Consider the following 25,102-nt stretch of genomic DNA (forward strand, 5'->3'; position numbering starts at 1 on the left):
CACCATGAGCGGAATTCTCGACGGCAAGCGCATCCTCATCACGGGTGTGCTGATGGAGTCGTCCATCGCGTTCCACACCGCGAAGGTGGCACAGGAGCAGGGCGCCGAGGTCATCCTGACGGCGTTCCCCCGGCCGACACTGACCGAGCGCATCGCCAAGAAGCTGCCCAAGCCGGCCAAGGTCATCGAGCTGGACGTGACCAACGACGAGCACCTGGACCGGCTCGCGGGCCTGGTCAAGGAGGAGCTCGGTTCGCTGGACGGCGTCGTCCACTCCATCGGCTTCGCGCCGCAGGACGCGCTCGGCGGCAACTTCCTGAACACCCCGTTCGAGTCGGTCGCCACCGCGATGCACGTCTCGGCGTTCTCGCTGAAGTCCCTCGCCATGGCCTGCAAGCCCCTGATGAGCGACGGCGGCTCGATCGTCGGCCTCACCTTCGACGCGCAGTTCGCCTGGCCCCAGTACGACTGGATGGGCCCGGCCAAGGCCGCGCTGGAGGCCACCTCCCGCTACCTCGCCCGTGATCTGGGCACGGACAGCATCCGCTGCAACCTGATCTCCGCCGGACCGCTCGCTTCCATGGCGGCCAAGTCCATCCCGGGCTTCACCGAGCTCGCGGACGTCTGGAACCACCGCTCCCCGCTGGCGTGGGACATGGCCGACCCCGAGCCGGCCGGCCGCGGTGTCGTGGCGCTGCTCTCGGACTTCTTCCCGAAGACGACGGGCGAGATCATCCACGTCGACGGTGGCGTGCACATGATGGGCGCCTGAGTCCCGCAGACCGCTCACGGCCGCGTACCGCCCCTCGCGAGGGGCGGTACGCGGCCGTCGTGTGTCTCAGGTCGAAAAGATGGTCGATCCACCGCAGAATGTGGAGGAACCGGACTTTTGGTCAGGCTGTGGGGAGGAGATCGCTGTGCTGCGCTCCACACGTCGCCGAACCTGGGCCCTCTTGGCCGCAGCGGCTGCCGTCGCCGGTCTCCTCGCGCCGGTCGCCGTGAACGCGGCGAACCGGGCGGGGTCCGGGGCCGCCGCACCCCTCGCACCGGTCCTGGAACCTTCGGGCGCCGAATGCCGAACCTCGGTCGACGGCTCCCGGGTCGTCGCCTACTGCCACAACCCGGACTCCACCACCGACCACGTCCAGCTCCACACCGAGTGCAGCCGCTGGTGGGACGTCGACGCGGACGGAGAGGCTGTCGTGGTCCAGCCGGGACGGACCGTGCGCCTCGAGGACCGGTGCTGGAAAGAGGTCGGCTCGGCCTGGGTCAGTCATAGGTCCTGAGCGTCCCCAAGTCCCCAAGTCCCGGAGTCCCGGAGTCCCGGAGTCCCGGAGTCCCGGAGTCCCGGAGTCCCGGACCATTGGACCTGCGGAGCCCCGAGCCGCAGTACACCAGAGCCTCAGACCCGGTCCCTCAAACAGTTCAGCGCATGACTGGCGGCCTCGGCGGCGGCCGTCTCCGCGTCTCCCGCCCGGATCGCCTCGACCAGCCGTGCGTGGTCCATGTGCTCCTCGGGGCGCAGCTCCGAGCCCACGTCGTCGCGCAGATAGTCGCGGAGCAGGCCGTTCAGGTCGGCGTAGAGCTCGGTCAGTACGTCGTTGTGCGAGGCGGCGACCACGGCCAGGTGCAGCGTCGCGTCGGCGGCGACGAATGCCTCCGCGTCCCCGGCGGCCCAGGTCGCCTCGCGCCGCGCCATCAGCGCGTCCAACTGGCGCAGATCCCGCTCCGTGCGCCGGGCGGCGGCCAGCCGGGCCGCCGAGGACTCCAGCGTGGAGCGCAGCTCGGCGACGTGGCGCGGGTCTGCGTCGGCGAAGCGGCGGTGCATCACGCCGGCGAGCTCGCTGGTGGCGACGACGTACGTCCCCGACCCCTGCCGGATGTCCAGGAGGCCGTTGTGCGCCAGCGCGCGTACCGCCTCGCGCACGGTGTTGCGGGCGACCCCCAGCTGCTCGACCAGCTCGGGCTCGGTGGGAATCCGTGAGCCCACGGGCCACTCGCCCGAAGTGATCTGATTTCTCAGCTGGGCAATCACCTGATCGGCGAGAGCCGAACGCCGCGGAGACGTCAGCGCCATGGTGCTCCTTGCTCGGGGTTTTTGGAACGGGGGCTGGTTTTGCTGTGTGGAGCGGGTGCCGGGATTCTCTCAGGAGGGAGAGGCCCGGAGTGGACAACCAATCATCCCATGATTCTATGATGGGCCTCATGCCCGACGACGAAACCCGGACCCTGAGCCCCACCTCCCACCGGAGCGCAACCATCCCGAGCGCCCTCGCTTCCCGGGCGGCCATCCCCGTACCCGGCTCGGGCTCGGGCTCGGCACCGGGACCCGCCCCGTGGCTGCTGCGCCTGGTCGTCGTCGGCCTCGTCCTCGCCGCGCTCAATCTGCGGCCCGCCATCACCAGCCTCGGGCCTCTCCTGGAAGAAGTGCGGGACGGGCTGCACATGAGCGGCAGCGTCGCCGGAGTGCTCACCTCCGTACCGCCGCTCTGTTTCGCGCTCTTCGGCTTCATGGCGCCGCGGCTCGCCCGCCGGTTCGGGCCGGGCGCCGTCGTCTGCGCGGGCATGGTCGCCATCACGGCGGGCCTGCTGATCCGCCCCTTCGTCGGCAGCACCGCGGGGTTCCTCGCCGCCAGCGCCCTCGCACTGATGGGCATCGCCGTCAGCAACGTCCTGATGCCCGTCATCGTCAAGCGCTGGTTCCCGGACCGCGTCGGCAGCATGACCGGCCTCTACTCGATGGCCCTAGCCCTCGGCACCGCACTCGCGGCAGCCGTCACCGTGCCCTTGACCGACGCGCTGGGCGGCAGTTGGAAGACCGGGCTGGCCGTCTGGGCCGCCCTCGCCGCCGCGGCGATCCTGCCCTGGACGGCCCTCGCACGGGACCGCGGCAGCGCCCACGGGGAGCCGGCCGACAAGCACAGGCAGCAGGCCCCCGCCCTCAGGATCACCCGCAGCCGCACCTCCTGGGCGCTCGCCTGCTTCTTCGGCCTCCAGGCCACGGCCGCGTACATCACCATGGGCTGGATGCCGCAGATCTTCCGCGACGCGGGGATCCCGGCAGGCACCGCCGGTGTCCTGCTGGCCGTGACCATGGCCATGGGCGTACCCCTCGCCTTCGTGATCCCCCGGGCGGCCGCCCGTCTGAAGAACCAGGGACCGATCGTCCTCGTCCTGGGCGGCTGCGGCCTCGTCGGCTACGCGGGGCTCTACCTCGCCCCCGCAGGCGGCGCCTGGCTCTGGGCACTGCTGCTCGGCATCGCCAACTGCGCCTTCCCGCTCGCGCTCACCATGATCGGCATGCGCTCGCGCACCGGTGCGGGCGTGGTCAGGCTCTCCGCCTTCGCCCAGTCCACCGGCTACCTGCTCTCGATCCCGGGCCCGCTGCTCGTCGGCGTGCTCTACCAGCACAGCGGCGGCTGGGGCCTGCCGATCGCCCTGATGGCGGGGCTCATGGTGCCGCAGATGGTGGCGGGAGTGCTGGCAGGACGGGACCGGACGATCGAGGACGAATGCTGAGATGCGAGACTGGACCCATGCCGGTGCTCGATCCGAATCCTCAGAACGGCCAGAAGAAGTTTCTCCTCGTCCTCGGGGCGATGCTTCTCATCGGGGTCGTCATCAGTGTCATCGCCACGATCGCCTCACCCTCCTGAGCAGGTCGCGTGAGCGAGGGTGGTGCTAGCCCCCCATCCCCTAGGGGGCCAGGTTCAGGGTCGAGTGGGTGGGTCGCCGGATGGGACCGCCTCACCGCGATCCGTAGGTTCTAGGTATTCAGTGCCGAGGACCCACGGAGGCGGACATGTCGGCCCGTATGCACCCCCGGACCCACCGCCCGGCCCCGGACGGCGTGGAGATCCGGCTGCCGTGGTGGGCCGTCGCGCTGCCCGCCGTCGCCTTCGCCGCCCTCCTCCTGCTGATCGTGGGACCGGGCCAGGCGCACGCCGCCACCGGGGATCCCGCGATCGGACGGCTGCTCGGGCGCATCCTGGAGCTGCTCTCCGGCTGACGGCTCCCGGACAGACACGCACAGGTCACCCGGCGTCATTCACCCTCAACGGGGTAGCACGTCAACACCCTGCGCCCGGACACGCATTTCGTGCGAAGCTGAGGTGTATGAGCGCCGATACACCTCGCAGGATCGTCCTTCTCAGGCACGCAAAAGCGGAATGGTCGCAAGCGGCCGACCATGAGCGGCCCCTGGCCGAGCGGGGACGGAAAGACGCCCCCGTCGCCGGCCGCAAGCTCGCCGATTCCGGCACCGTCTTCGATCTGGCTCTGTGTTCGACCGCCACCAGGACGCGCGAGACCTGGAAGCTCGCGGTCCACGAATTCCCGCAGCGCCCCAGGACCGTGTACGAGGAGAGGCTGTACGAGGCCTCCCTCGGAGAACTGATTGCCCTGTTCAACGAGACCCCGGACGACGTGCGGAACCTGCTGGTCATCGGCCACAACCCCGGCATGCACGGTGCCGCGGACGCGCTGTCCGGCCAGGCGGAGGGGGAGACACTCGCCCGGATGACCAGGGACGGCTTCCCGACGGCCGCCTATGCCGTCGTCGAGTTCTCCGGATCCTGGAAGGGCCTGGAGCAGGGTGTGGGCAAGCTCGTCGAGTACTGGACGCCGAACGACTGAGCAGGATGCACGGGGCCCCGGCACATCACAGTGCCGGGGCCCCTTCGTACGTACGCGTCCGGAGGGATCAGTCGACGAGACCGTCGGCTGCCTCCACCTCCTCGCGGGTGATACCGAGCAGATACAGAACCGTGTCCAGGAACGGGACGTTCACCGCTGTGTGCGCCGCCTCGCGCACGACCGGCTTGGCGTTGAACGCGACGCCGAGACCGGCCGTGTTGAGCATGTCCAGATCGTTCGCGCCGTCCCCGATCGCGACCGTCTGTGCCAGCGGCACCCCCGCCTGCTCGGCGAAGCTGCGCAGCAGCCGGGCCTTGCCCGCACGGTCCACGATGTCGCCCACGACCCGGCCCGTGAGTTTCCCGTCGACGACCTCCAGCGTGTTGGCGGAGGCGAAGTCGAGCCCGAGGCGTTCCTTGAGGTCGTCCGTGACCTGAGTGAATCCGCCCGAGACCACGCCGACTTGGTAACCGAGCCGCTTCAGCGTACGGATGAGGGTGCGGGCACCCGGTGTCAGCCGGACCTCGGTCCGCACCTTGTCCACCACCGACTCGTCGAGCCCTGCCAGCAGCGCCACACGTGCGTGCAGCGACTGCTCGAAGTCGAGCTCGCCCCGCATCGCCTGCTCGGTCACCTCGGCGACCTTGTCCTCGCAGCCCGCATGGGCAGCGAAGAGCTCGATGACCTCGTCCTGGATGAGTGTCGAGTCCACATCCATGACGACGAGCCGCTGCGCCCGGCGGCTGAGCCCGGCCGACACGACGGCGATGTCGACGCCGATTCCGGCGGCCTCGGTCGCCAGCGCGGTCCGCAGCTCCTCCGTCCCGGTGCCGGACACCGCGAACTCCACTGCGGTGACCGGGTACTTCGCCAGCCGGAAGATCCGGTCGATGTTGCCACCGGTCGACGTGATCCGAGCAGCTATGGCCGCCGTCGACTCCGCGGTCAGCGGGTGTCCCAGCACGGTCACATGGGAACGGCCGTCGCCACGGGGCCGGTTGTCACCCGTACCGGAGATGATCTCGGCCTGCAGTTTCAGCGACTCCGCCCAGCTGTGGACGGTCGCCCGGAGGTCGCCCTCGGTCGTACCGCCCGAGACCGGCGAGGTGACCAGCGCGCACAGGACGATGCGGCCGCGGGTGACCACCTGCTCGATGTCCACGACGTCGACGGAGTACGCGGCCAGGGTGTCGAAGAGCCCGGCGGTGATGCCGGGACGGTCCTTCCCGAAGATCTTGACGAGAAGAGTGGGTTCGTCTGTGCCCCGAAGGGGCTCAGGGGGCTCAGGAGACCGGGGAGACTGAGGTGCGCTCATGGTGGTTCCACCGTATAGGTCCGGCGCACGGCCCCCGAAGCCCGTCCCGAGTGGCGGACAGCACCCCCGACCCGGGTGGCCGCACCGACGTGTCTGCGCCGGACGCCCCGGTTGCCATGCTCCGGTCCGATATCTCCCGAGTCGGCCCGGGTGCCGCACAGGCCTCCGCGCTGTCTACACCCGCCCGGCTTTCCGTTCGGTGACTGCTCCTGGAATAGTTCCCCACGATGTTCAGCATCCCTAGACTCCCTGCAACGGGGGTAACTCGGGGGACAACTAGTGGGGCGCGGAGTGCCGGAACTCGTACTGGAATTGAATGGAAGGACCTGGACGCTCGATCCGTCCAGGTCGTACACCCTCGGACGCGATCCGCAGGGCGACCTGATGATCGACGACGCCAGGGTCTCCTGGCGGCATGCCACGATCAGCTGGGGTGGTCGCAGCTGGGTCATCGAGGACCACGGCAGCACCAACGGCACCTATGTGCAGGGCCATCGGATCCAGAAGATGGAGATCGGCCCCGGCTCGTCGGTGCACCTGGGCAACGCGACGGACGGGCCGCGGCTGAGCCTGACCGGCGCTGCCGCGGCTGCCGGTGTCCACAGCGGCCAGGCCGCGGCGGCGCAACAGGCGCCCGCACCCGTGCAGCCCCAGCAGCCCCCGCAGGGTGTCGCCGGCTGGCACGACCCCGCACAGCAACAGCAGCAGGCAGGCTGGCAGCAGGCGCAGCAGGCGCAGCAGGCGCAGCAGGCGCAGCAGCCGCAGGTCCCGCATCAGCAGGGTCCCGCGGCACCTGGACCGGGAGGGCCCGGCGGTGTCGCGGGGGCCCCGCCGGTGTACGGCGACCGGAGCCCGACCACGTTCCACCAGCTGGACCTCGGCCGGGTCATGCGCATCGGCCGTGCGCTGGAGAACGAGCTGGTCGTCTCCGACCTCCAGGTCTCGCGCCTCCACGCCGAATTCCGTGCGACGCCCGACGGCCGCTTCGAGATCCGCGACCTCGGATCCCACAACGGCACGTACGTCAACGGCCAGCCGCTCAGCAAGTCCGGCTCCGCGCTCATCGGCCCGAACGACATCGTCGGCGTCGGTCACTCGACCTTCCGGCTGGTCGGGGACCGGCTGGAAGAGTTCGTCGACACCGGTGAGGTCTCCTTCTCCGCCCGCCACCTCACGGTGACGGTCGACGGAGGGAAGGACATCCTCAAGGACGTCTCGTTCGGCGTTCCGGAGAAGTCCCTGATCGCCGTCATCGGCCCGTCCGGATCCGGTAAGTCCACCCTGCTCAAGGCGCTCACCGGCTACCGGCCCGCCAACAGGGGCGACGTCCTCTACGACAACCGGAACCTGTACAAGCAGTTCGCCGAGCTGCGGCAGCGCATCGGACTGGTCCCGCAGGACGACATCCTGCACAAGGAGCTCACGGTCACCCGGGCTCTGCGGTACGCGGCCAAGCTGCGCTTCCCCGCGGACACCACCGAGGCCGAGCGCACCGCCCGGATCCACGAGGTCCTCGCCGAGCTCAAGCTCGACATCCACAAGGACAAGAAGATCACCTCGCTCTCCGGCGGCCAGCGCAAGCGCGTCTCGGTCGCCCTGGAGCTGCTGACCAAGCCGTCGCTGATCTTCCTCGACGAGCCGACCTCGGGCCTCGACCCGGGCATGGACCGCGACGTCATGCAGCTGCTGCGCGGGCTCGCCGACGACGGCCGTACGGTCCTCGTCGTCACGCACTCCGTGGCCGAGCTGGCGATCTGCGACAAGCTCCTGGTGATGGCCCCCGGCGGATCCGTTGCCTACTTCGGTCCGCCCGAGGAGGCGCTGAACTTCTTCGGCTACAGCACCTGGGCCGACGTCTTCTCCGCGTTCGAGAACTACCGCGACTACGACTGGGCGGGCCGCTGGCGCGGTTCGCAGCACTACCAGATGTACGCGGCGGACATCGACGCCGTCGCCGCGCAGCCCGTACACATGCCGCCGCCGCAGTCGATCCGGCCCCCCAAGCCCTCCGGCTGGGTGGCCCAGCTGTGGACGCTGATGCGCCGCTACATCTCGGTGATCGCGTCCGACAAGGGCTTCCTGCTCCTGATGGTGCTCCTGCCGGCGGTGCTCGGCGTGGTGAGCGTGGTCATCCCCGCGGAGTTCGGCCTGGCGGAGCCCGAGCCGCCCTCCCGGTTCAACGGCAAGGCCGGGACGATCATGCTGATCCTCGCGGTCGGCATGTGCTTCGCCGCCGCGGCCAACTCCGTACGGGAGTTGATCAAGGAACGGGTGATCTACGAGCGGGAGCGGGCCACCGGTCTGTCCCGTTCCGCCTATCTGCTGTCCAAGGTGATCGTCCTCGGCGTGATCACCGCCTTCCAGGGCGTGATCATCTGCGGGATCGGCTTCTCCACCCGGAAGCTTCCGGACGAGGGCCTGTTCATGCCGCCCGCCGTGGAGATCTGCGTGTCGATCATCGTGCTCGGCTTCACGTCGATGATGTTCGGCCTGATGATCTCCGCGCTGGTGAAGACCGCCGAGAAGACCATGCCGCTGCTCGTCATGTTCGCCATCGTCCAGGTCGTCTTCACCGGAGTGCTCTTCCAGGTCTACGGTTCCCCGGGCCTGGAGCAGTTCGCCTGGCTGATGCCGTCGCGCTGGGCCGTGGCCGCGGCCGGTACCACGCTGGACCTGGCCCATCTCATGCCGCCGTGGGACCCCGAGAACCCGACCGACCTGGACCCGCTCTGGGAGCACGCGGCCGGCCAGTGGGGGATCAACATCGCGGTGATGCTCTTCATGAGCGTCATCCTCTTCTTCGCGGTCTCGCGGATGCTGCGGCGCCACGAGCCCGAGGTGATGCGCAAGTAACGCGTCCGGCCCGACCGGGCCCGGAAACGCCCGAGGGCGGCAACCCCGTGGGGTGCCGCCCTTCGGCATGTGCCGGCCGGTCACGCGACGCTGCGGACCGGCTGGCCCTCAAATGCCAGGCCTGACTCGGTGCGTGGCTCAGTACGCGCTGTCGACGTTGTCGATCGAGCCGTACTTGTCCGCGGCGTAGTTGGCCGCAGCGGTGATGTTGGCGACCGGGTCGTACTGGTCGTGCTTGGTGCCGGGCACGTGGTAGAAGTCGAACGTCGGCTTGATGACCTGCAGCAGGCCCTTCGACGGGACGCCGTTGATGGCGTTGATGTCCCAGTCGTTGATGGCGCGCGGGTTACCGCTGGACTCGCGGATGATGTTGCGGTGCAGACCCTCGTACGTGCCGGGGATGTTCTTCTTGTCCATGATCGCGAGAGCCTCGCGAATCCAGCCGTCCAGGTTGTTGGCGTAGACCGGCTTGCGGTCGGCGGCACGGCTGGCCTTCTTGGCGGCACGCTTCTTCGCGTCGGCCTTGGCCTCGGCGGCAGCCTTCTTCTTGGCTGCGGCGTCCTTCTTGGCCTCGGCGACGGCCTTGGCCTTCGCCTCGTTCTTCGCGGCTGCCTTCTTCTCGGCGGCCTTGGCGGAGTCGGCGGCCTTCACCAGCTGAGCGGCGGTGGAGTGCTGCTCGAGGATGCTGGACTGGACGCTCTGGGTCTGCGCGGCACCGGCGAAGGCGACCGGCGCACCGGATATGGCCTGCGGCTCGGTCGACGCCGCGGCGTTGTCCGGGACGAGGGAGAAAGCGAGAGCGGCGGCGGCCAGGGTGGAGACCCCCGCGACGGAGAGCTTCTGCGCCTTGTTCAGGCGACGGCTACGGCTGGAGATGCGGGACACGGACATACAGTCGTACCTCTTCGAATTGCAGGGGGTCCTCGGCGAGGACGCAGACGGAAGCGGCGGTGCGCATCTCCGTCGGGGACGAGTGCAATTCTTAGCGACCGCAAAACGGCCTGGCAAAGGTGTGACGTACGAAGCTGAGTAGTGGACCCCGGGGGTGTTCATACCCCCTTGTCCGGTTTGGGGCCCGGAATATTGCCCGTTTTGCTCCAACTATTCATCTTCGTAAGTGACGTGGGCCCTATGCCTGGGCTCACATGGGGACCCCTCCGCGCTCACGAAACGTTGCTCATGTAATGCGGAGTGTTAGCTTCCGGAACCCGGTAGGAGGAGATGGACGTCCCCGAACTCGTGCCAGAGGTACCGGTGGCGCAGGGCCTGGGCGTAACCGCGCTGCAGCACGGCCCGCCCGGCTGTCGCCTCCAGCATCAGCAGGTGCGAGGCCTCCGGCTCGTGCAGCCCGGTCAGCAGCCCGTCCACCACCCGCACGCCCCGCTGCGGCGTCACCACCAGGTCCGTCCAGCCCGAGGCGGCCCGCACCACTCCGTCCGCCCCCGCCGCCGATTCCAGGGCCCGCACCGCCGTCGTCCCCACGGCCACGACCCTGCCGCCACCCGTCCGTGCCGCGTTGACCAGCCACGCCGTCGTACGAGGCACCGCGAAGCGCTCCGGATACGGCGGCTCGTGCGCCTCGGCCGACGCCACCCCCGTATGAAGGGAGAGCGGGGCGAACTGCACCCCGCGGCTCACCAGCGCCGCCACCAGCCCCGGGGTGAACGGCCTCGCCGCACTCGGCATCTCCGCCGACCCCGCCCCGTCGGGCGAGGGCACGGCGAACACCGTCTGATACGCGGACAGCGGCTGGTCCCGCTCCGTGTACGCGTACCGGATCGGCCGCCCGTACCGGCCCAGCAGCCCGGGTACGTCCCGCGGCACCCGCGCCCTCCACAGCCTGGCGCCCGCCGGGGGACCCAGCGGCTCGTCCAGCACCAGCACGTTCCCGCCCGGCAGCCGCACGGCGGCTCCCGCCCGGCCGCCGGGGCGCGGCCGCGTGGTCCCGTTCCCGTCCGGGCGGCGCAGCTCCACCGCCCACCTGCCGTCCTCGCCGCGGGTCGAGAAGTGCACGACGACGCGCTCACCGCCGACGCGCCCGTTCACGGCGGCCGCCAGCGTCGTCGACGTGTTCACCACGAGTACGTCCCCGGCCCGCAGCTCCCGGGGCAGGTCCCGGAAGGCCCGGTGCGAAACCGCCGTACCCCGCGACACCAGCAGCCGCATGTCGTCCCGCCCCGCACCCCGCTGCTCGGCCGGGACCCGGGCGGACAGCTCCTCGGGCACCCGCAGGGCATCCAGCGCCGTCATCGCCGCTCCCCGTCCTTCTCCTCCAGCAGGGCGGCGGCCGCATACCGCCCGCCGGCCGGCCGCCGCTCCAGCAGCCGGACGAACGCGGGCGCCACGCTCTCCGGACCCGGCCGCGGCCCCGCGTCCCCGGGTACCGCCGCCGTAGAGAGGTCCGTCCGCATGTCGCCCGGATCCACGGCCCACACCCGCAGACCCGGTTCCTCCTCGCCCAGCACCGCGGCCAGCTGGTCGAGCGCGGCCTTGGACGCCCCGTACCCGCCCCACGTCGGATACGGCTCGGCCGCCGCGTCCGAGCTCACCGTCACCACCGCTCCGGCCGCCGATGCCCTCAGCAGCGGCAGCGCCTCCTGCGCCAAGCCGAGCGCCGCCACCACATTCGTCTCCAGTGCCTCCCGCAGCCCGGCCAGGGGCAGCGACTCCAGCGGTACGAGCGGTTCGGCACCCAGGGCGCTCGCATTGCTCACCAGCACGTCCAGCTCCCCGGCGGCGGCCACCAGGGCCTTGCGGTGCGCCCCGTCCGTGACATCCCCGGCGACGGCCACCACCCGTGTCCCGTACAGGCGGCTCAGCTCCCGCGCCGTCTCCCGCAGCACCCCGGCCGTCCGGGCGTCCAGGACGAGATCCCAGCCCAACTGCGCCAGCGCCGCCGCCAGCGCACGCCCCAGCCCCTTCGACGCACCCGTGATCATCGCGATCGGCACGGCAACCGTCCCCTCGAACCTCGTGAATCTCCGACCCCACCAACGTAGGAACCCGGCTCCCGCCGCCGCCTCGTCCATCGGCCGCACCCCGACAAGGCACTTCGACCTAGGTCCTCGCGTCTGGATCAGGCCGGGCTCGCGGGGGCCGGCACGCACATCTGCCGCGTTGTCGTCAGTCGCCTACTTCCCCGAGCTCTCGGCTTCGCTCGAGCAGGGGAGACCCCATCGCGTGGGCTCCCTCCTCCGCCTTGCAGCCGCACGCACCAGCCCCCGCTCCCCGATCCGGCCTGATCCAGAAGCGAGGACCTAGTCCCCGAGCCCCACCCGACGGCCGTCCACAGCCCGATACGGCGGCCGAGGGACCGCCGGTACGGTGAGGACATGAGCCATCGCCCACCGTCGGGCCTCGCCGCGGTGAGTGCCGCGCTGCTCGCCATGAGCCGGCACCTCGAAATGCGGGACGTCCTCAAGACGATCGTCGCCTCCGCGCGCGAACTGCTCGACGCCGAGTACGCGGCCCTGGGCGTCCCCGACGACCACGGGGGCTTCGCCCAGTTCGTCGTGGACGGGGTCAGCGACGAGCAGTGGAAGGCCATCGGGCCGCTGCCCAGGCAGCACGGCATCCTCGCCGCGATGCTCCACGAGGCGAAGCCCGAGCGGCTCGCCGACGTCCGCAAGGACCCCCGCTTCGAAGGCTGGCCCGTCGCCCACCCGGACATGTCCGACTTCCTGGGCCTGCCCATCCAGGACGGCGACGAGATCATCGGCGCACTCTTCCTCGCCAACAAGCGCTGCCCCAAGCCCGAGGGCAGCTGCGGCTTCACGGAGGAGGACGAGGAACTCCTCGCGATCCTCGCCCAGCACGCGGCGATCGCGCTCGTCAACGCCAGACTGTACGAACGCAGCCGCGAGCTCACGATCGCCGAGGAGCGCTCGCGGCTCGCGCATGAGCTGCACGACGCGGTCAGCCAGAAGCTCTTCTCGCTCCGGCTGACCGCCCAGGCCGCCGCCGCGCTCGTCGACCGCGACCCCGCCCGCGCCAAGGGCGAGCTCCAGCAGGTCGCGGCCCTGGCCGCGGAAGCCGTGGACGAGCTGCGCGCGGCCGTCGTGGAGCTGCGCCCGGCCGCCCTGGACGAGGACGGTCTCGTCGCCACGCTGCGTACCCAGATCCAGGTACTGGACCGCGCGCACAGTGCCCGGGTCACCTTCGAGAGCGCCGGAGTCCGGGCGATGCCCTCCGTGCAGGAGGAGGCCCTGCTCCGGGTCGCCCAGGAGGCCCTGCACAACGCCCTCCGCCACTCCGGCGCCGAACAGGTCGCCGTCACGCTCAGTCGGCACACCTCCGCCACGGTGCTGCGGATCACCGACGACGGCCGCGGCTTCGACGCCCATGCCGTCCGGCACGCGGGCCGCCATCTGGGCCTCGTCTCGATGCGCCACCGGGCGGGCAGCGTCGGGGGAAGGCTCACCGTTGCATCGGAGCCCGGCAAGGGCACCACGATCGAGATGGAGGTCCCCTGTGCCTGACAAGATCATCAGGGTGCTGCTGGTCGACGACCACCAGGTCGTCCGCCGGGGGCTGCGCACGTTCCTCGAGATCCAGGACGACATAGAGGTCGTCGGGGAAGCCTCCGACGGAGCCGAGGGAGTCGCCAGGACCGAGGAGCTCCGGCCCGATGTCGTCCTGATGGACATCAAGATGCCCGGTACGGACGGGATCGAGGCCCTGCGCAAACTCAGGGAGCTGGGGAACCCCGCGAAGGTACTGATCGTCACCAGCTTCACCGAACAGCGCACGGTCGTTCCCGCCCTGCGCGCGGGCGCGTCCGGCTACGTGTACAAGGACGTCGACCCGGACGCGCTGGCCGGCGCCATCCGCTCGGTCCACGCTGGGCACGTCCTGCTCCAGCCGGAGGTCGCAGGCGCGCTCCTGGCCCAGGAGGACGCCGGTAGCGGTACGGGCCGGGGGAGCACCCTGACCGAACGGGAACGGGAAGTGCTCGGGCTGATCGCCGACGGCCGCTCCAACCGGGAGATCGCCCGGGCGCTGGTCCTGTCGGAGAAGACCGTCAAGACGCACGTGTCGAACATCCTGATGAAGCTCGATCTGTCGGACAGGACGCAGGCCGCACTCTGGGCGGTCCGGCACGGGGCGGCAGGCTGACGGGCCCGAGGTCCGAGGGAGGGGAGCGGATGGTTCCACTCCAGTCCGAGATTCATACTGTCGGGTGTATGTCACTCGAACAGCGCAACCTGTGCGGCGTCGAGGCGTTCTCCATGGCGTGCTGCGGCGGTCGGTCGCAGCGACGCGAGGAGGATCCTGAAGTGAAGAACCTGAAGAAGGCCGCTGCCGTCACCATGATCGCCGGTGGACTCATCGCCGCCGGTGCCGGGGCTGCCTCCGCCACGGGCCACAACGGCGCCGGTGCTCACGGCGCGGCCGTGGGCTCCCCGGGCGTCGCCTCGGGCAACCTCGTCCAGGTCCCCGTGCACGTCCCCGTGAACGTGGTCGGCAACACGGTCAACGTGATCGGCCTGCTCAACCCGGCCTTCGGCAACTTCGGCCTGAACGGCTGACCCGCGCTGCCGCACCCAACCGCCGGACGGGCCGATCGAGCCCGTCCGGCGGTTCGCGTGCGGGGCCGCCAGGGTCTTCCGTACGGATCAGGGCCCGCGAGCCCGGCACGATCCGAACGAGGGGGCCATGATCCGACGAGGGGACCTAGCGCCCCCGCTCCTCCACATACGCGTTGTACGCCGCGACCTGCGCCCGCCGGGCAACCCGTTCCACCGGCCGCAGCGCCTCGCCCCGAGCCGCGATCTCCGAGGAGCTCACCGCGCCGCCGTGCCCGTTCTCATGGGCCACCGAGATCAGCAGCCCCACCCGCTGGGCCAGTTCGAGCACCCGTACCGCCCGCGCCGGATACCCCGGAGCCAGCACCTCACGGCCCCGCTCCGCCCGTGCCCGGTACGCATCCACCGCGGCCTCGGCAACCGGCCCGGAACCTGCCACATCCAGCCGGGACAGCACCGCCGTCGCATCCCGCAGGGCCTCCGCCAGCTCCCGCTCCGCCTCGCTCAGCGACGGCACATCCGCCGGCGGCGCCTCCCGCACCGGCAGGCAGCGCCACACCACCTCGACGTGCACGTCCCCGGCCGGCCCTGCCTCGCTCACCTCCGGGACGAGTCCGTACGGCGCTCCGGACGTGACCACCGCCTCCTCGGCGTCCAGTGCCCGCGCGTTGAAGTCCGGCGGCCCGCTGAGCCCCAGCGGATGCCCGGGCACCGGCAGCGCGACCCGGAAACCGGTCGCGCCGAGCCCCCTCAGCCGGCCGAGCGCCAGCGTGAGCCCGACCGGCCCCGCCTCACCCGGCAGGCCCTCGACGCGGTGCACCGCGTCCTCCCCGACAATCGCGAGCGCAGCGTCGTCCGGTGACACAAGTCCGGCCAAAAGTGCGTTTCCCCATGCGGTCAGCCGCCCTGAGCGTGGTTCCGAAAGCATGGGGACAGCCTAGGCAACCGCCCTAAGGGCTGGAGCACTCTTCGGGTGGCGTAGGTTTTCCCTGGGAGCTGTGCCCACAGGCACGCGACGATCTCGAGACTGCATGGGGAGACAACGCGCTCATGAGCGATGTACTGGAGCTGGTGGACGTATCCGTGGTCCGCGACGGACGCGCTCTGGTGGACGACGTCTCCTGGTCGGTCAAGGAGGGGGAGCGCTGGGTCATCCTCGGACCGAACGGCGCCGGCAAGACCACGCTGCTCAACATTGCGTCCAGCTACCTCTTCCCGAGCACCGGCAAGGCCAGGATCCTCGGTGAGGAGCTCGGCGGCGTCGGCACCGACGTCTTCGAGCTCCGGCCCCGCATCGGGATCGCCGGTATCGCCATGGCCGAGAAGCTCCCCAAGCGCCAGACCGTGCTGCAGACGGTGCTCACCGCCGCGTACGGCATGACCGCGACCTGGCACGAGAACTACGAGGCCGTCGACGAGGAGCGCGCCCGCGCCTTCCTCGACCGGCTGGGCATGACCGACTACCTCGACCGCAAGTTCGGCACCCTTTCCGAGGGTGAGCGCAAGCGGACCCTGATCGCCCGCGCCATGATGACCGACCCCGAGCTGCTCCTGCTCGACGAGCCCGCCGCAGGCCTCGACCTCGGCGGCCGCGAGGACCTGGTCCGCCGCCTGGGCCGGCTCGCCCGTGACCAGTACGCCCCCTCCATGATCATGGTCACCCACCACGTCGAGGAGATCGCGCCCGGCTTCACCCACGTCCTGATGATCCGTCAGGGAAAGGTGCTCGCCGCAGGCCCGATGGAGACGGAGCTCAGCTCCCGCAACCTCTCCCTCTGCTTCGGCCTGCCGCTCGTCGTCGAGCACACCGGCGACCGCTACACCGCCAAGGGGCTTCCGCTCTCCTGAGGATCCGCACAACAGCCGTCCCCCGGCGCCCTGTCCGCGAGGGCACCTGCGGTCCTACGATGAACACGTGGAAATCGACGCGTGGGTATGGTGGTTGATCGGCGCCGTGGGACTGGGTATCCCCCTCGTCCTGACCGCGATGCCCGAGTTCGGAATGTTCGCCGTGGGAGCCGTGGCCGCGGCGGTCGTCGCCGCACTCGGCGGTGGCATCGTCGCCCAAGTACTGGTCTTCGTCCTGGTGTCCGTGGCGCTGGTCGCGGTCGTACGCCCGATCGCCGCCAGGCACCGCGCCGGCCAGACCCACCACGCCTCCGGCATCGACGCGCTGAAAGGCCGTCAAGCCGTCGTGCTGGAACGGGTGGACGGCAGCGGCGGCCGCATCAAGCTGGCCGGTGAGGTCTGGTCCGCGCGCACGCTCGACAGCGATCAGAGCTTCGAACCCGGACAACAGGTCGATGTCGTCGAGATCGACGGTGCAACGGCCGTCGTCATGTGAGCGAACCGGTCACGCGGCAGCCCGCAGTCTGCCAAACTCGAAGTCGATCATCATGAGAATGCAACCGTCATGAGCACTCGACCTCGATCATCGCGATCCGTCGGCAACCGAAGGGCACGAGGCACACGATGCAACCGATCATCATCGTCCTGATCATTCTGGTGGTGCTCGTCTTCATCGCCCTGATCAAGACGATCCAGGTCATCCCACAGGCCAGTGCCGCCATCGTGGAGCGCTTCGGCCGCTACACCCGCACCCTCAACGCCGGGCTGAACATCGTCGTCCCGTTCATCGACTCGATCCGCAACCGGATCGACCTCCGCGAACAGGTCGTTCCCTTCCCGCCCCAGCCGGTGATCACCCAGGACAACCTGGTGGTCAACATCGACACCGTCATCTACTACCAGGTGACCGACGCCCGGGCCGCGACCTACGAGGTCGCCAGCTACATCCAGGCGATCGAGCAGCTCACCGTCACCACCCTCCGCAACATCATCGGCGGCATGGACCTCGAACGGACCCTGACCTCCCGCGAGGAGATCAACGCGGCCCTGCGCGGAGTCCTCGACGAAGCCACCGGCAAGTGGGGCATCCGCGTCAACCGCGTCGAGCTCAAGGCCATCGAACCGCCCACCTCCATCCAGGACTCGATGGAGAAGCAGATGCGCGCCGACCGCGACAAGCGCGCCGCGATCCTGACCGCGGAAGGCATCAGGCAGTCCGCCATCCTCACCGCCGAGGGCGAGAAGCAGTCCGCGATCCTGCGCGCCGAAGGTGAGGCCAAGGCATCCGCCCTGCGCGCCGAAGGCGAGTCCCAGGCCATTCGTACGGTCTTCGAGGCCATCCACGCCGGAGACCCCGACCAGAAGCTGCTCTCCTACCAGTACCTCCAGATGCTTCCGAAGATCGCCGAGGGTGACGCCAACAAGCTCTGGATCGTGCCCAGCGAGATCGGCGACGCGCTCAAGGGCCTCAGCGGTGCCTTCGGCAACCTCGGCAGCGGCGCCCCCGGCTTCAGCACGGGACCCGAGCGCCGCGAGCAGCCCCCGGTCGACTGACCGCGAATGACCTTCGTGCATGATCAGTGAGGCCCCTCGACCTTGATGGCGGGGAGGCGTCACTGACCATCGAAGGGGATGGCCTTGTCCATCTGGGAAATTCTCGCGGTCTTCGCGGCCGGAGTCGGCGCGGGCACGATCAACACGATCGTCGGCTCAGGCACGTTGATCACCTTCCCCGTCCTGCTCGCCACCGGACTGCCGCCGGTCACCGCCACCGTCTCCAACGCCCTCGGCCTGATCCCCGGCTCGATCAGCGGCGCCATCGGGTACCGGGCCGAACTCGCAGGCCAGCGCCGCCGCATCATCAAGCTGAGCATCGGCGCACTCATCGGCGGCCTCACCGGCGCCACACTCCTGCTGGCCCTGCCCTCCACGGCGTTCGAGACGATCGTCCCCGTCCTGGTGGCACTCGCCCTCGTACTGGTCATTCTGCAGCCCCGCATCAGCAAGGCCGTCCAGCGCCGCCGCGCACACAGTGGGGCTCCGGCCCACCCCGACGGCGGGCCGCTCCTGTTCACGGGACTGACACTCGCCAGCGTCTACGGCGGCTACTTCACGGCGGCCCAGGGAATCATCTACCTCTCCCTGATGGGCATGCTGCTCGACGACACGATGCAGCGCCTCAACGCCGTCAAGAACGTACTCGCCGCCGTCGTCAACAGCGTCGCGGCACTCTTCTTCCTCTTCGTCGCGGACTTCGACTGGACGGCCGTCGTCCTCATCGCCGTGGGGTCGGCGATCGGCGGCCAGATAGGCGCCAAGGTCGGCCGCAAGCTCAGCCCGGGCTTCCTGCGCGCCCTCATCGTCGTCGTCGGCACCGCGGCCATCGTCCAGCTGCTGCTCCGCTGACGGAGAAGCCCGCCTCCCGGGGGAGACGGGCTTCTCCGTGAACCTCGCGGGCTACGCGGCGGACCGCGCCAGCCACTCCGGCAGCACCGACCGGTCACCGGCCCCGAGCGCGAGCAGCATCGCGTCCGCGGGCGAGGGCACGAACGGCTTACGGAGCAGCGGCATGTCCGCCTGCTCCGGCGTCCGCGCCGCCTTGCGGTGGTTGTCCTCGGCGCACGAGGCCACGGTGTTCAGCCAGGTGTCCTGACCCCCCTGTGCACGCGGCACCACGTGGTCGACGGTGCTGGCCCGCCGTCCGCAGTACGCGCACCGGTGCTGGTCCCGTATGAGTACACCCCTTCTGGACCACGGGGCGTGTCTTCGGAACGGCACCCGTACGTACCGGCAGAGCCTGATCACCACGGGCACCGGGATGTCGACGGCCGCACCACGCATACGGAGTCCCGGGTGCGACTGCTCGACGACAGCCTTGTCCTGCAGGATCAGAACCACCGCGCGGTTGAGTGTCACCGTCGACAGCGGCTCGAAGCTCGCGTTGAGCACCAGTGTGTCCCGCATCCTGCCCACCTCCCGTGTGCCGGCCGCCTCCTGGCTGGCCCGGATCAACTCTGGCCGGGCGAGCCGTGATGGACAACGCAATAAAAATTGCCCTGCCCTGATCTCTCCAAGACCAGGGCAGGGCAAACAGGAGGCGAACCCTCAGCTTTCGGGAGACGCGTACTCACCGATCAGCTGGGCCCGTCCCAGGGTGTGGAACCGCAGATTGAATCCCACCGCGGCAGGCGAGGCGTCGCTGTCCGGCCCGAGCTTCTCGGTGTCCACCGCGTACACGGTGAAGACATAGCGGTGGTTCTCCCCCGCCGGTGGCGCGGCACCTCCGAAGTCCTTCGACCCGTAGTCGTTACGGGCCTGAACGGCGCCCGCGGGCAGCCCCTCGAACGTGCCGCTCCCCGCGCCGGCCGGGAGTTCCGTGACCGAAGCCGGGATGTCGAAGACCACCCAGTGCCAGAACCCGCTGCCCGTCGGGGCGTCCGGGTCGAAACACGTCACGGCGAAGCTCTTCGTATCCGTGGGGAAGCCCTCCCACCGCAACTGCGGCGAAGTGTTACCCGCCGCGAACACCTGCGCGTCCGCCAGCACGGCTCCCGGCGCGAGGTCCTTGCTCACCACGGTGAACGGGGGTACCTCGGGATGGAAGTCGTGCGGCAACGGCGCCCTCTTCGGCTCGGTCACGTCAGAACCTCTCCTGGTCGGCTGTGAAGTCTCCCCACCGACCCTAGAGCCCGTCAGAGCCAGTTGCGCTGTCCGCCGACCTGGGCGAGCCACTGGTTGAGGTACGCGGCCCAGTCCGTGCCCTGGAAGTCGTTGTGGCCGACCTTGAACGCGCGGTAGGAGTCGCTGCCTTCGCTGAAGAGACCCGGCTTCTTGTCCATTTCCAGCACGACGTCCATCTCGCGGTCGTCGGCGACGAACGTCAGCTCGACCTGGTTGAGCCCGCGGTACTGCTGCGGCGGGACGAACTCGATCTCCTGGTAGAAGGGCAGACGCTGGCGCGTGCCACGGATGTGGCCGCGCTCCATGTCCGCGCTGCGGAACCCGAAGCCGAGCTGCGCGAAGGCGTCCAGGATGGCCTGCTGCGCAGGCAGGGGGTGCACGTTGATCGGGTCCAGGTCACCCGAGTCCACGGCACGGGCGATCTCCAGCTCCGTGGTCACTCCGATGTTCATGCCGTGCAGGTGCTGCCCGGCGAACGTCGTGATCGGGGTCTCCCACGGAATCTCGAGCCCGAACGGCACGACGTGGACGGCGCCCGCCTTGACCTCGAAGGCACCGCCGAGACGCAGCTTGGTGAACTCGATGTCCTGCTTGGTCTCCTGGTCCGCGCCCTCGATCTCGACCCGGGCCTGCAGACCGACCGAAAGTCCCTCGATCTGCTGGTCGACGGAACCGCCCTGGATCCGCACCTCGCCCTGAACGACCCCACCGGGGACGACGTTGAGTTCGGTCAGCTCGGTTTCCACCGAAGCACCGCCGGCACCCATGCTCGCGAGCAACCGCTTGAAGCCCATGATTTTCCTCCTTGGTCCTGACCCCTACATACGCGTCACGACCGTAGCCGGTTCCCGGAGCCGCGAGCCCAGTACCCTCGGACGCCATGAACGAGGGCATGGACCGTACGCCGCTGACGCGGGACTTCTTCGACCGGCCGGTCCTGGACGTGGCCCCCGACCTCCTGGGCCGCGTGCTCGTCCGCGCCGGTGAGGACGGCCCCATCGAGCTGCGGCTGACCGAGGTGGAGGCGTACGCAGGCGAGATCGATCCCGGCTCCCACGCCTTCCGCGGTTCCACACCACGCAACAGCGTGATGTTCGGCCCGCCCGGTCATTCGTACGTCTACTTCACGTACGGGATGTCAAGGCGGTCAGCATGAACATCGACTTCCTCGCCCATCCTGCCGAAGAGGTCGCCCCCAAGCTGCTCGGGACCGTCCTCACCTGCAAGACCCCCGAGGGAACCGTGAGCATCGCCATCACGGAGACCGAGGCGTATTCCGGTATGACTGATCCAGCTTCCCACGCCTACGGGGGCCGGACTGCCCGCAATGCCACCATGTTCGGGCCCGCAGGACACCTCTACGTCTACCGGTCCCACGGTCTCCACTGGTGCGCCAACGTGGTCACCGGTACGGATGGCATCGCCTCGGGTGTCCTCATCCGGGCAGGCAGGGTCATCGAGGGTGAAGACCTGGCACGCAAGCGGCGAGGGGCGAAGGTCGAGAGTCCACGTCTCGCTCGCGGTCCGGGGAACGTCGGCCAGGCACTCGGCATCACGGCAGAGCACAACGGCGCAGACCTCCTAACGGGTCCCTCGGTCACGCTGTCCGAGGGGGAGCCGGTGCCTGCCGCGCTCATCCGGGTTGGTCCTCGGGTAGGCGTGAGCAAGGCCCACGACTGGCAACACCGGTTCTACCTTGCCGACGATCCAACGGTCTCGGCGTACCGACTGAGCCCGAGAGCCAAACCGACCACAGGAGCCTGACTCGCTGTGCGCCTTGCTGACGGCCCGCCGGTGAGTCGGTGCGGAGAGTTGGGTCAGTCGGTGCGTGATCGTCCGCGAGCGCGCCCTGTGGCGCATCCCTGGCCGGTCGAGTGCCTGCTGGCGGGGGCCCGCCGGGTCTGATGTCGTACTCCGCTTCTGTCCTCCTGCGATGACGTCTTACGAAGGAACGCATCCCACCGTTCTCGTCCGGGTCGGCAACCTCCAGGCCAGATCGACGAGCAGCTCGCACCAGCTGTCCAGGCGATCTGGGAGAGAGCGTCAGTGCCATCGCCAAGGCCCTCGGAATCTCCCGAGCCACAGTTCAGTACCAGACTCGCCAAGCTGCTCAGCTTCGAACGTCACTCCGTCACGCGCTCCGCGTACTCCAGGAAGGGAACCGACTCGGCAACGGCGATGCGCTGCCGCTCGATGAACGGCGCAGGGTCGCCCTCGTACAGCTCCCGGCTGATCTGCGTGCCGTCGCCCTCGTAGTGCATCAGGACGACCGTCGAGCGGTCGAACATCCAGAAGTCCCCGGACTTCCGGCAACGGGTTCTCTCGCTCGGTCACGTCAAGGATGCGGATGTCCTCCCCGGCGACCCCGTGTGGGGCGTAGTACCGGGAGAACTCGAAGCGCAGGTACTCGGAGAGCGGTCGAGTCAGGACGTGTACTCGCCCCTTGCTCTTACCCTCGCCGCGCAACCGCTTCAGGTCTTCCGTGTACGCGGAGGAGTAGGCGTGCGGGTCGACGCGCTTGCCTGCCCGGAAGGCTTCGAGCTCTTCCGCCCCCTGCGGCACGAGGTACTGGGGCAGGGTTTCCAGTCGCCACGCCTCCGACTGGAAGCCTCGGAGCGTCGCCCGCCACTCCTCACCATCCAAGAGCACGAACGGCCTCCCGAAGAACGCTCTCGGGGACCTCCACGAGTCCTTCCCTTTGCGGGGGAGCGAAGGCCTTGACTTGGCGGCCCGGTCAGGCCGCCTGAGACGACCGTAAAGGGGCCGCTTGCGGCCGTCCATGCACGGACGTGACTCATGCACGTTGTTGCATGAACTGGGAAGCGAAAGGCGCGCTTCCTCGACGGGCATGGCGAAGGGCCCTGCCCGACACTCGTCAGACAGGGCCAGTGCTCACCGAGCGCCGACGGCCGACTCGGCTCTCCGCGGTCGGATCTCAAGGGTTCCGGAACGTGATCCGGCAGTGCTCGCCCTTGAAGGATCGGACCCCGCGACCGCGCGGCATCGACTCGACGCGCTCGCAGACCCGCATGACGACGGTCCGCACGTAGTCGATGCGGTCGGGGTCCTCGTAGTCCAGCTCCTCCCACAGGTACTCGATGTCGCCGAGGTCGACACGCACCCGCTGCGATGCCAGGTCTGCCAGCTCGGCCCGGATCTCGGTCAGGTCGGCGTCACACCTGCCGATGCCCGTTCGCAGGGCCGACGCGTCGATGTCCCCTACGGCGAACATCTCCGCCAGGGCGGTCCGCCTCTCGGATGCGGCCGTCTCCTTGGCCAGCAGCTCGGCCTCCCGCTCCTCGTCTGCGGCATCTGTGGCCGGTGCAGCGTTCCACTCCTCGGCCCTGTCGATGACCTTCCTGACTACGAAGGAGTCCAGCGGGTCAGCCGGGCAGGTGATGCACCGGCCACCCGAACAGGTCTAGATGCGGTACCGCTCGCCTGCCGCGTTCTTCTTGCTCCACCCCTGAGTGACGATGGCCTGGCACTTCGAGCAGCGGACCACGCCGGACAGCAGGGCCTTGCGCTTGCCGCCGCCGCCCGTGTTGCGCTCCGGGTCGCTCAGGTAGCGGACCAGGGCCCGGAACATGCCCTCGGAGACGATCGCCTCCCAGTTGCCCGCGCCGGTCTCCTCGGTCCGCCGCACGCGCGTCCCGTCCCGCTTCTCGACCCACTGCGAGTACGTCTGGATTCCCGCGTTCCTCGGCTTCAAGAGGACCACCCGGAGGTTCGAGCTGCGCCACTCCTTGCCGTGCGGCGAGAGCAGGCCACGCGTGTTCCAGTCCTTCGCGATGGACCAGAGGGTGACGCCGGCCAGGACATCCCGGTACGCCTGCCGCAGGGCCTCCGCCTCCGCTTCCCGGTGCCTGCCGTCCCGCTCGAAGCCGAAGGGGCGAGTACTCCAGAAGGGCCTCCCCGACTCCCTGCGCCGCTGGTGTCCGAGCACCTGACGCTCGACTCGCATCTCGGTCTCGTTGCGAGCCACCACAGCGCCGATGCGAGCAGCGAGACGGCCGGACGGGGTGGACAGGTCGAGCACTCCCTGCGCCTGTGCCGCTGCCAGCGTGACGCCGGTCGCCTCGGCCAGGTCCACCAGGTCTTCAAGATCCCCGGGGGTGCGGTACATATGCGGTCGTAGTGGCGGGACACGATGGCGTCCGCCTTACCGTCCTCCACCAGAGCTTTGACGCGTTCCCACTCCGCGCTCCGCTTGGTTCCCCGCTTCGTCGAAGCCGACGTGTCCTTCTCAACGATCGTGACTACGACTGACCAGCCCTTCCGGTCGCACAGCGCCTGACTCAGCTCGACCTGTTGTGTCAGGTTCCCACCCTTGGATTCCTCGCCCCTCGGGGTGGGGCTGAGCCTGGCGTAGATGATCGCTCGCACTGCCCGTCTCCTGCTTGTCGTCGCTTTGCCGATGCTGCCCAACGACGTACATGCCTGACGTACCTATGGATGTGGCACTGTCTGAACCTCGCGTGTGGCCCGACGGCGAGCGGTGTCCTGCTCCGGGCCGGCGAGATCGGCGAGGGTGCCGAGACGGCCCGCAAACGTCGGTTCTCGGCCCGCAATGACAGAGAACTGGCCAAAGGGCCGGCCCGCCTGGCCATGGCCCTCGGAGTCGACCGAACGCTCAACGGCAGCGATGTCGTAGAAGGACCGTGCCGCCCCCTGTCCTTGCTGCGTGGCACCCCGCCACTTCGTGACCAGGTGCGAAGCGGCCCGCGCACCGGGGTGGGCGGTGACGGTTCCCATCAGCCGTGGCGCTTCTGGATCGACGGCGACCCCACGGTGAGCCCTTACAGGCCCATGCGCCACGCCGCCGCGCAACTTGACTCGCCCCTGCCCGTTGCCTAATGTAGTCCGAGCCGCTTGAACGGATGCAGTTGTTGTTGGCACGGTCCATCGGACCGGGTCGGAGCATCGGGAGAGGGCCAACCACTACCTTCGATTCGCCCTGACGGGTGCAATTTCGGCATGCCGAAATTGTCCCGCGGCTCGATTATGAGTCGCCACGGAAATCGGCTAGCGTAGTGAACATGCCGAAAGGCAAAGGCCAGTCCACAGGCCACCGGAATCACATTCGGACCGGAAACGGAACGGAAAAGAGTCTGGTAAAGTTGGAATCGCTGGAAAGGGAAAGCGCGAAAGCGAAGAACTGGAAAGCGCAGTAAGAATTCTCCTGCTTCGCAGGGGGCCCGCTTCGGCCGGGAATCGGACACGAAAGAGTCTGATAGAGTCGGAA

The 25,102-nt window shown here is 69.3% G+C and carries 26 protein-coding genes and 4 pseudogenes; 17 read left to right on the plus strand and 13 right to left on the minus strand.

All coding sequences use genetic code 11. The features are described from left to right. The first annotated feature begins 4 nt into the window (after nt 1-4). Together fabI and OG844_RS37465 are read left to right on the plus strand one after the other, a co-directional pair. On the plus strand, nt 5-772 hold the full coding sequence (fabI, locus tag OG844_RS37460) for an enoyl-ACP reductase FabI (protein WP_406389159.1): 768 nt from the start codon (nt 5-7) through the stop codon (nt 770-772). A 148-nt stretch (nt 773-920) separates the two neighbouring features. Further along, nucleotides 921-1,286 (plus strand): hypothetical protein, encoded by a 366-nt coding sequence (locus OG844_RS37465; protein WP_406396048.1) that lies wholly within the window; start codon nt 921-923, stop codon nt 1,284-1,286. A gap of 116 nt (nt 1,287-1,402) precedes the next feature. Here OG844_RS37465 and OG844_RS37470 read toward each other — a convergent pair whose 3' ends face one another. After that, nucleotides 1,403-2,077 (minus strand): FadR/GntR family transcriptional regulator, encoded by a 675-nt coding sequence (locus OG844_RS37470; RefSeq protein WP_406389158.1) that lies wholly within the window; start codon nt 2,075-2,077, stop codon nt 1,403-1,405. A 128-nt stretch (nt 2,078-2,205) separates the two neighbouring features. Here OG844_RS37470 and OG844_RS37475 point away from each other — a divergent pair, with 128 nt between their 5' ends. The 4 genes from OG844_RS37475 (at nt 2,206) to OG844_RS37490 (ending at nt 4,635) form a co-directional block, all read left to right on the plus strand. Further along, complete coding sequence (locus OG844_RS37475) at nt 2,206-3,519, plus strand: CynX/NimT family MFS transporter (RefSeq protein ID WP_406389156.1); 1,314 nt, start codon at nt 2,206-2,208, stop codon at nt 3,517-3,519. 17 nt (nt 3,520-3,536) lie between these two features. Then, a complete protein-coding gene (locus OG844_RS37480) occupies nt 3,537-3,656 on the plus strand; it encodes an SGM_5486 family transporter-associated protein (RefSeq protein ID WP_329212505.1) in 120 nt (39 codons plus the stop codon). 146 nt (nt 3,657-3,802) lie between these two features. After that, on the plus strand, nt 3,803-4,009 hold the full coding sequence (locus tag OG844_RS37485) for a hypothetical protein (protein ID WP_406389155.1): 207 nt from the start codon (nt 3,803-3,805) through the stop codon (nt 4,007-4,009). 107 nt (nt 4,010-4,116) lie between these two features. Then, nucleotides 4,117-4,635, plus strand: coding sequence for a SixA phosphatase family protein (locus OG844_RS37490; protein ID WP_384611318.1), 519 nt, complete (start codon nt 4,117-4,119; stop codon nt 4,633-4,635). A 67-nt stretch (nt 4,636-4,702) separates the two neighbouring features. Here the strand turns inward: OG844_RS37490 and serB are convergent, their stop codons facing one another. Next, complete coding sequence (gene serB, locus OG844_RS37495) at nt 4,703-5,950, minus strand: phosphoserine phosphatase SerB (RefSeq protein ID WP_406389153.1); 1,248 nt, start codon at nt 5,948-5,950, stop codon at nt 4,703-4,705. Between the two features lie 279 nt (nt 5,951-6,229). On the opposite strand from serB, the gene OG844_RS37500 reads away from it, so the two are divergent. Further along, nucleotides 6,230-8,803: an FHA domain-containing protein gene (locus OG844_RS37500; RefSeq protein WP_406389152.1), complete on the plus strand. Its 2,574-nt coding sequence runs from the start codon at nt 6,230-6,232 to the stop codon at nt 8,801-8,803. Nucleotides 8,804-8,941: 138 nt separating this feature from the next. Here OG844_RS37500 and OG844_RS37505 read toward each other — a convergent pair whose 3' ends face one another. From OG844_RS37505 to OG844_RS37515, 3 genes are all read right to left on the minus strand, one after another. After that, the gene (locus OG844_RS37505) at nt 8,942-9,694 is read right to left on the minus strand and encodes a transglycosylase SLT domain-containing protein (protein WP_406389150.1); all 753 of its coding nucleotides are present in this window, start codon (nt 9,692-9,694) and stop codon (nt 8,942-8,944) included. 303 nt (nt 9,695-9,997) lie between these two features. Continuing rightward, nucleotides 9,998-11,053, minus strand: coding sequence for an S-adenosylmethionine:tRNA ribosyltransferase-isomerase (locus tag OG844_RS37510; RefSeq protein ID WP_406389149.1), 1,056 nt, complete (start codon nt 11,051-11,053; stop codon nt 9,998-10,000). Beyond that, nucleotides 11,050-11,754: an SDR family NAD(P)-dependent oxidoreductase gene (locus tag OG844_RS37515; protein ID WP_406389147.1), complete on the minus strand. Its 705-nt coding sequence runs from the start codon at nt 11,752-11,754 to the stop codon at nt 11,050-11,052. Before OG844_RS37515 ends, OG844_RS37510 begins: the two co-directional genes overlap by 4 nt. 381 nt (nt 11,755-12,135) lie before the next feature. Between OG844_RS37515 and OG844_RS37520 the strand changes: the two genes are divergently transcribed. The 3 genes from OG844_RS37520 (at nt 12,136) to OG844_RS37530 (ending at nt 14,331) form a co-directional block, all read left to right on the plus strand. Beyond that, nucleotides 12,136-13,281, plus strand: a complete 1,146-nt coding sequence (locus tag OG844_RS37520; RefSeq protein WP_406389145.1) for a GAF domain-containing sensor histidine kinase — start codon at nt 12,136-12,138, stop codon at nt 13,279-13,281. After that, complete coding sequence (locus OG844_RS37525) at nt 13,274-13,918, plus strand: response regulator transcription factor (protein ID WP_329212524.1); 645 nt, start codon at nt 13,274-13,276, stop codon at nt 13,916-13,918. The genes OG844_RS37520 and OG844_RS37525 overlap by 8 nt, the downstream gene beginning before the upstream one ends. A 161-nt stretch (nt 13,919-14,079) precedes the next feature. Beyond that, on the plus strand, nt 14,080-14,331 hold the full coding sequence (locus OG844_RS37530; RefSeq protein ID WP_406396047.1) for a chaplin family protein: 252 nt from the start codon (nt 14,080-14,082) through the stop codon (nt 14,329-14,331). Between the two features lie 145 nt (nt 14,332-14,476). Here OG844_RS37530 and OG844_RS37535 read toward each other — a convergent pair whose 3' ends face one another. After that, nucleotides 14,477-15,256: a hypothetical protein gene (locus OG844_RS37535; RefSeq protein WP_406395902.1), complete on the minus strand. Its 780-nt coding sequence runs from the start codon at nt 15,254-15,256 to the stop codon at nt 14,477-14,479. Between the two features lie 122 nt (nt 15,257-15,378). Here OG844_RS37535 and OG844_RS37540 point away from each other — a divergent pair, with 122 nt between their 5' ends. The 4 genes from OG844_RS37540 (at nt 15,379) to OG844_RS37555 (ending at nt 18,582) form a co-directional block, all read left to right on the plus strand. Beyond that, nucleotides 15,379-16,176: an ABC transporter ATP-binding protein gene (locus OG844_RS37540; protein WP_406389143.1), complete on the plus strand. Its 798-nt coding sequence runs from the start codon at nt 15,379-15,381 to the stop codon at nt 16,174-16,176. A 67-nt stretch (nt 16,177-16,243) separates the two neighbouring features. After that, entirely contained in the window at nt 16,244-16,672 is a 429-nt protein-coding gene (locus tag OG844_RS37545; protein WP_406389142.1) for an NfeD family protein, read from the plus strand. A gap of 128 nt (nt 16,673-16,800) precedes the next feature. Beyond that, nucleotides 16,801-17,730, plus strand: a complete 930-nt coding sequence (locus OG844_RS37550; protein WP_329212534.1) for an SPFH domain-containing protein — start codon at nt 16,801-16,803, stop codon at nt 17,728-17,730. A gap of 84 nt (nt 17,731-17,814) precedes the next feature. Next, nucleotides 17,815-18,582 carry a sulfite exporter TauE/SafE family protein gene (locus tag OG844_RS37555; protein WP_351177476.1) on the plus strand — a complete coding sequence of 256 codons (768 nt, stop codon included), beginning with the start codon at nt 17,815-17,817 and terminating at the stop codon, nt 18,580-18,582. A 51-nt stretch (nt 18,583-18,633) separates the two neighbouring features. On the opposite strand, the gene OG844_RS37560 is transcribed toward OG844_RS37555, so the two are convergent. From OG844_RS37560 to OG844_RS37570, 3 genes are all read right to left on the minus strand, one after another. Next, nucleotides 18,634-19,140, minus strand: a complete 507-nt coding sequence (locus OG844_RS37560) for an HNH endonuclease (RefSeq protein ID WP_329212538.1) — start codon at nt 19,138-19,140, stop codon at nt 18,634-18,636. A 141-nt stretch (nt 19,141-19,281) separates the two neighbouring features. After that, the gene (locus OG844_RS37565; RefSeq protein WP_406389140.1) at nt 19,282-19,815 is read right to left on the minus strand and encodes a YbhB/YbcL family Raf kinase inhibitor-like protein; all 534 of its coding nucleotides are present in this window, start codon (nt 19,813-19,815) and stop codon (nt 19,282-19,284) included. Between the two features lie 53 nt (nt 19,816-19,868). After that, nucleotides 19,869-20,651, minus strand: a complete 783-nt coding sequence (locus tag OG844_RS37570) for a sporulation protein (protein WP_406389138.1) — start codon at nt 20,649-20,651, stop codon at nt 19,869-19,871. Between the two features lie 86 nt (nt 20,652-20,737). Here OG844_RS37570 and OG844_RS37575 point away from each other — a divergent pair. Continuing rightward, nucleotides 20,738-20,995, plus strand: a pseudogene (locus OG844_RS37575) (DNA-3-methyladenine glycosylase); the annotation flags it as partial. A gap of 14 nt (nt 20,996-21,009) precedes the next feature. Then, nucleotides 21,010-21,621, plus strand: a complete 612-nt coding sequence (locus OG844_RS37580; protein ID WP_406389136.1) for a DNA-3-methyladenine glycosylase — start codon at nt 21,010-21,012, stop codon at nt 21,619-21,621. 359 nt (nt 21,622-21,980) lie between these two features. On the opposite strand, the pseudogene OG844_RS37585 reads toward OG844_RS37580, so the two are convergent. The 4 genes and pseudogenes from OG844_RS37585 to OG844_RS37600 form a co-directional block, all read right to left on the minus strand. Continuing rightward, nucleotides 21,981-22,506: pseudogene (locus OG844_RS37585) on the minus strand (DUF6879 family protein). A gap of 286 nt (nt 22,507-22,792) precedes the next feature. Beyond that, nucleotides 22,793-23,089: a hypothetical protein gene (locus OG844_RS37590; RefSeq protein WP_406389135.1), complete on the minus strand. Its 297-nt coding sequence runs from the start codon at nt 23,087-23,089 to the stop codon at nt 22,793-22,795. A gap of 189 nt (nt 23,090-23,278) precedes the next feature. Next, nucleotides 23,279-23,983: a recombinase family protein gene (locus OG844_RS37595; protein ID WP_406389134.1), complete on the minus strand. Its 705-nt coding sequence runs from the start codon at nt 23,981-23,983 to the stop codon at nt 23,279-23,281. A gap of 59 nt (nt 23,984-24,042) precedes the next feature. Next, a pseudogene (locus OG844_RS37600) lies at nt 24,043-24,243 on the minus strand (recombinase family protein); the annotation flags it as partial. Between the two features lie 69 nt (nt 24,244-24,312). On the opposite strand from OG844_RS37600, the pseudogene OG844_RS37605 reads away from it, so the two are divergent. Beyond that, a pseudogene (locus OG844_RS37605) lies at nt 24,313-24,692 on the plus strand (DNA-3-methyladenine glycosylase); the annotation flags it as partial. Between the last annotated feature and the right edge of the window lie 410 nt (nt 24,693-25,102).

Source organism: Streptomyces sp. NBC_00887, from assembly GCF_045207585.1.